General features: G+C 55.0%; 4 protein-coding genes. All 4 read left to right on the top strand.

The genetic code is table 11. The annotated features are described in order from the left end of the window. Window positions 1-478: 478 nt before the first annotated feature. The 4 genes from HMPREF9453_RS10215 to HMPREF9453_RS10200 all read left to right on the top strand — a co-directional run bounded on the left by HMPREF9453_RS10215 (window position 479) and on the right by HMPREF9453_RS10200 (window position 4,534). The gene (locus HMPREF9453_RS10215; protein WP_008860486.1) at window positions 479-892 is read left to right on the top strand and encodes a peptide deformylase; all 414 of its coding nucleotides are present in this window, start codon (window positions 479-481) and stop codon (window positions 890-892) included. Window positions 893-1,025: 133 nt separating this feature from the next. After that, window positions 1,026-2,054, top strand: a complete 1,029-nt coding sequence (locus tag HMPREF9453_RS10210; RefSeq protein WP_008860485.1) for an NAD/NADP octopine/nopaline dehydrogenase family protein — start codon at window positions 1,026-1,028, stop codon at window positions 2,052-2,054. A 375-nt stretch (window positions 2,055-2,429) separates the two neighbouring features. Then, window positions 2,430-3,170, top strand: coding sequence for a hypothetical protein (locus HMPREF9453_RS10205; RefSeq protein WP_008860484.1), 741 nt, complete (start codon window positions 2,430-2,432; stop codon window positions 3,168-3,170). Window positions 3,171-3,727: 557 nt separating this feature from the next. Then, window positions 3,728-4,534: a helix-turn-helix domain-containing protein gene (locus tag HMPREF9453_RS10200; RefSeq protein ID WP_008860483.1), complete on the top strand. Its 807-nt coding sequence runs from the start codon at window positions 3,728-3,730 to the stop codon at window positions 4,532-4,534. Window positions 4,535-5,100: the final 566 nt, after the last annotated feature.

The raw sequence follows: 5,100 nt of genomic DNA, 5'->3' as shown, positions 1-5,100 counted from the left end.
GAAAGGTTCTTAAGATGGACCGGCCCTGAGGGGCCGGAGGGTTCGTAAGTTTGACGGCCTTTCAGGCCGAGGGTTGTGGTATCGCCCTTACGGGCGATGAGTATGAAGTCAGCGTTACGGGATTTACTTTCAGTGCCATATGGCATGATAAACATTCTGCAGTGGAAAACCATACAACCACGCCTGCGGTGCGGGGTCGGTCTGTTTTCCCTCGGGCGAAAGCCCGGTTGTCAAGGTTTTATCATAAGAGGGCGCCTTCTATAAATGTAAGGCGCCCACAACAACCCTCAGCGGCAGAGCCGCTGTCAAACTTAAGAATCCTCGGGGCGATAGCCCCGTCAAACTTTAGAACCCTCGGGGCGATAGCCCCGTCAAACTTTAGAACCCTCAAGCTCCAAAGGGGCTTGTCCATAAGGCGTGTCAACCTTCGGGAATACAGCTTCCCGCCGATTCTTCACAAAACTCAAGGAGCATTTTCATGATTCGTCCCATTGTCAAAGATATCCTCTTCCTCCAGCGGAAAGCCGAGAAGGCCAGCCGGAAGGACCGTGCGGCGGGCCGGGATCTTTTGGACACCCTGGCCGCCCATAGCGACACCTGCGTGGGTCTGGCAGCCAATATGATCGGCGCTTCCAAAGCCATCATCGCCATCCGGGATGAAAAACGTTTCCTTCTCCTCTACAATCCAGTCATCACCATGCATTCCCTCACATATTATGATACGGAAGAAGGGTGTCTCTCCCTTGCCGGAAAGCGTCCCTGTCGGCGCTATGACTGGGTGGAAGTGAAATATGAGGATGAAGACTTCCACAAAAAGAGAAAACGGTTCCAGGGCTTCACTGCCGAAATCATCCAGCACGAAATGGACCATCTGGAAGGTATACTGATATAGAAAAAGCACGTCCCTGGAGACGTGTTTTTTTGATGAACCATTTCCAATTTTTTCAAAGCATGGCAGCCCTATTAATAGTATAATAAAAGGGACCATCCGGAGAATCAATGATCCGGATTTAGTAGGAGGAACCATGAATATTTCCATCATCGGCGCCGGAAGCACCGCACTGGCCGGAGCCGCTTATTTTAATCTGAAAAATGTGCCCTGTCAGGTGTATGTGAGAAACCGCATCAAAGCAGCCTGCTGGAACCAGTCTCCCCTCACAGTAAGAGGCAAAATCGACACATCCCTGTACGTTCCCTTTACCACAGATTTGAAAAAGGCCGTGGAGGAAGCGGACATCCTCATGGTATGCACCCACGCCACAGACCATGAGAGCGTCGTCGAAGAAATCGCCCCCTTCCTTCATGACGGGCAGTGCCTGCTTTTCATGAACGGCTGCTGGGGCGCCATCAAGGCCTGCCGCCTTCTGTCCAAACAGCAGGATGCCCCGTCCATTTCCATTGCGGAAACTGCCAATATGCCCTTCATCGCCCGCCTCTCTTCCGATTATAAAACCCTGGAATTCAAGGCCATGAAAGAAGAAATCGGCTATTCCTGCCTTGGTGAAGAAGGAGAACTGAGCACCCTTCTGCACCTGATGGCGCCCAAGGTGAGCCGGGTCGCTTCCCCTGCCTCCACTTCCCTGTCCGCCACCAATCCCATCATCCACGTGACAGCCTGCCTCTTCAACATGACCCGCATAGAAAACGGAGAGAAATTCCATTTCTTCGGTGATTCCCTTACCCCAAAGGTGGCTGCCTACATGGAAGCCTGCGACGGGGAACGGATTGCCATAGGGAAAGCCCTGGGCCTTTCCCTTTCCTCCCTTCTGGACGTGCTTAACGCCTCCTGGGGAGAGAAAAAGGAAAATCTCTACGACGCCCTTACGGAAAATCAATCCTATAAAACCGTCATGGGACCTGCGGACCTCAAGGGCCGCTACCTTTCCGAAGACCTTCCCTGCGGCATGGGAAGCCTTCGGGATCTGTCCGATATGATGCACGTAGACGCACCCCATATCAGAAGTCTGGTGGATACCCTGTCCCTCTACCTGGGAAAACCCTACACCCCCTTCCTGACGCCCCAGGATTTACGGGTGATTAAAAGTCTGAAATGATAGGGACGCTGCGCGTCCCGGGTTCAGAGGGTTCAAAGGGTTCAGAGGGTTCGGAAATTTCGCCCTTTGGGCGAACGGGGGCGCGGCTGACGCCGCAGGTTGGGGCCGCCTATCGGCGGCAGGTTGTGTAGAAAGGTTGCGGAAAAAGGTTCACAGGATTCAGAGGGTGGTGGCGCCCTGCGGGCGCATGATAAAATGGCGCCACAGGCGCCTCCCCTCTAGGGAATGCCGTATGTCTGATGTCTGACAGTCTGACGTCTCCCCACGTTCGGGACTACAGCCCGGCGGATAGCGGCCTCCACTGTCCCACTGTCCCACTAGCCCACTAGATCACTAGATCACTAGTACACCAGCTCACCAAAGAGGAGGATATCTATGAAAAAACTATTAGCACCCATACTTGCTGCCTGCCTTATGGTGGGCGGGGAAACCGCATTGGCGGAAAACTGGATTCCCTTCCAGGACTCCGATACCACTCTGGTGGATACGGATTCCTACGTAGACAGCGGCCTTCGTTCTTCCCTGTCCATCAAATCCAAAGCCAAAGAGGGCGACACCATTTCCAATATTGAATTCGACAAAAACCACAGGACCTACCGGGTCACGGAAATGAAAACCCTGGATGCCAAAGGCGCCGTCACCAATGATTTCACCTACAGCGACGATCCCCAGAACTGGAGCGCCCTGGTGCCCCATTCCTTCGGCATGAACCTGTACAGCCACTACGTGGAAAATCCCCTTCCCCGTTTTACCAATCCCCAGTGGCTCGTCATTTATAAAGAAGAAGGCGTCCGTTTCCACGGAAGCACCTATGACGTAGAAAAAAATACCATTTCCTATAAAGACGGCTACGCCACCTTCTGGATCCGCATTTCCTACCCCTGGAAAGACCAGAACTTCTCCTCCGTCATTTACCAGGTCCGCATGGACGTTCCTCACAAACGGATCCAAACCCTTTCCATGACCCGCTATGACTACGACGGTAAAGTCCAGAGTCACGGCGCCGGCAGCAGAGACCGGGAAACCATTGCTGAAGGCTCCCCCATGGAAAAGGTGCATGCTTACATTAATAAAGAACTGCTGGCCGGACACATCCGCATGATGTCGTCGCTCTAAGGGGCTGCTGTGGACACACCTTCGGTGTGAAGGTTCAAATGGGAAAGGTTCTCAGGATTGACCGGCCTGACGGCCGGAAGGTTCTAAAGTTTGACGGGGCCTTTGGCCCCGAGGGTTGCGGATTGCCCTGTGGGCAATGCTTATAAAGTCAGCGTTACGGATTTGACTTTTTGTATCATATGGCATGATAGGCATTCTGCGGATTGGCTCGCTGCGCTCGCCTCCCCCTATCCGGCTTCGCCGGACTGCCCCCTGTTCAGGGGGCAGAATAAAACACCGCGAGGCCTCTCTTCATAAGCGGCTCTACAGTAAGCACGGGTTATTGTGCCACCTCGAAGAGGGGGAAAGGTGGTGGCGCCAGCCACCAAAGGGGGATTGCATTCCCTCGCCCGCAGGGCGGTTGTAAAGGTTTTTTATAAAAGGGCGCCATCTATAAATTAGAGGCGCCCTGTTCGCTGTGCACGCCAAAGGCGCGTCAAACTTTAGCCCCTTAAGAACCTTCGGCCCAGCGGGCCGTCAACCCTCAAGCCCCAAAGGGGCTTGTCCATCGAGGTATTATGATTCGAATATACGCACATACAGAAAATGAAGAGCAGGCAGAGGCCTGCTACGGTGCCTTTCTTACCGGCACCATTCCCCAAAGCGGATGGATCCTTACGGAAGGAGCCCATTTGTATCTTTTAGACAGAAAGCCGGCCATACCGGAAGGAGAGGGCCTTGCAGTCAGCGAAGGACCGGTGGATTTCATTTCCACCACCCTGCCTGCTGCAAAAGCCCGTGCCGCCTACGGAGCCTATCTCTCCGGCCGCCGCCTGCCGGCAGGATGCGCTCTGGCCGCCGGTGAAGGGGCCATTGGGATTATCTCCTCTTCCGCCTATGAACCGGACCTGGGGCATATGGATATGTACCGTCTTCCTTTCGATCCCCTGGAAGAAGTGGTGACCCCCAGGGAAGCGGCCAACCTGTACGGCGCCGATGCCAAAAGGGTGCAGGCCGACTGTGAAGGGGCAGGGGAAAACGGGATCTTTTCTCTTTCCGAAGTCCGCCATTCCGGAAATACCTGGCTTCTTCTGCGCCGCGCTGCAGAAAGAGTGTACCGGGGCAGCACGGAGGAAAAGCCGCCTTTCGCCTTAAATCCCCTTCTCCTTGTGTTCTCCACCATCGAAGCCGCCCGCATCTGGAACCGGGACAGCGGCACCGTCAGAAGCGCTGCTGCCGGCGCCGGTCATGCCGCCGCCCGCATGGAAGAAGGAGAACGAAGGAAATCCGGCCGCACCTGGCTGGTCACCCGGGATGCCATGGACCGTCTCTTCGGCCAGGCCCTGCCGGCAGCCATGAAGGATGCCATGCGATGGCTCAGATAGGGGGGCGCTAGGGGCCGCAGAGCGGCCCGGGTTCAGAGGGTTCAAAGGGTTCAGAGGGTTCAGAGGGGTAGGTTGACGGGGCTTCGCCCCGAGGGTTCTAAAGGTTCTTAAGTTTGACGGGCCCTGCGGGCCCGAGGGTTGTGGTATCGCCCTTACGGGCGATGAGTATGAAGTCAGCGTTACGGGATTTACTTTCTGTGTCATATGGCATAGTAAGCATTCTGGTGATTAGCCGCTGCGCGGCTCCCCCTTATCCGGCTTTGCCGGACTTTCCCCCATCCGGGGGACAGAATAAATTGCTCTATGCTTTCCTGTAGAGACATGGCCCCATGGCTAAGCATCCATAGTCCCACCACGAAGTGGGGGGAAGGTGCTGGCGCCAGACACCAAAGGGGGGAATGCATTTCCTCGCCCGCAGGGCGGTTGTTAAGGTTTTATACAAACTGGCGCCTTCTATAATTTAGAGGCGCCCTACAACAACCCTCGCCCCTAAAGGGGAAACGACTCACTATGATTTGTGCGTCGCTTTGCTCCTTCAAATCATGTTCGCTGTGCACGCCAAAGGC

This window comes from Dialister succinatiphilus YIT 11850, assembly GCF_000242435.1.
GTDB lineage: Bacteria > Bacillota > Negativicutes > Veillonellales > Dialisteraceae > Dialister > Dialister succinatiphilus.
The sequence above is the reverse complement of the archived record's forward strand: the minus strand, read 5'-3'. Positions and strand labels throughout refer to the sequence as shown.